General features: G+C 38.3%; 1 protein-coding gene. It reads right to left on the minus strand.

Annotated elements, in window-relative coordinates:
• On the minus strand, positions 1 to 326 hold a 326-nt coding region (locus KVT27_RS24075), incomplete at both ends, for a PAS domain-containing protein (protein ID WP_217582120.1).

Genomic DNA, 326 nt, shown 5'->3' on the forward strand with positions numbered 1-326 from the left:
TTGTAATAATTTCATATTGTCATTCGTTTGTTCAACTATTTGTTTAATGGCCGCGGAAACCATATGACTACGCTTAATTCCTTCTTGCGCACGTTCCTTTAGATTTTCCGCCATCTCTTGCAATTCATGTGTTACCTTTGCCGTGCCATCTTCACGTGCAGTAATATCTGTAGCGACTTTAATAACCGCTTGAATCTCTCCATTCTTATCTATAACGGGGGTATACGTCGCTTCTAGCCATATCGTTTTCCCTTGTTTCGTAATTCTCTGTATTTTCCTTTGAAATGAGACTCCATTCCGAAAATTCCTCCAAAAGATATCATATT

Source organism: Lysinibacillus sp. GbtcB16 (assembly GCF_019091145.1).
GTDB classification, from domain to species: domain Bacteria; phylum Bacillota; class Bacilli; order Bacillales_A; family Planococcaceae; genus Lysinibacillus; species Lysinibacillus fusiformis.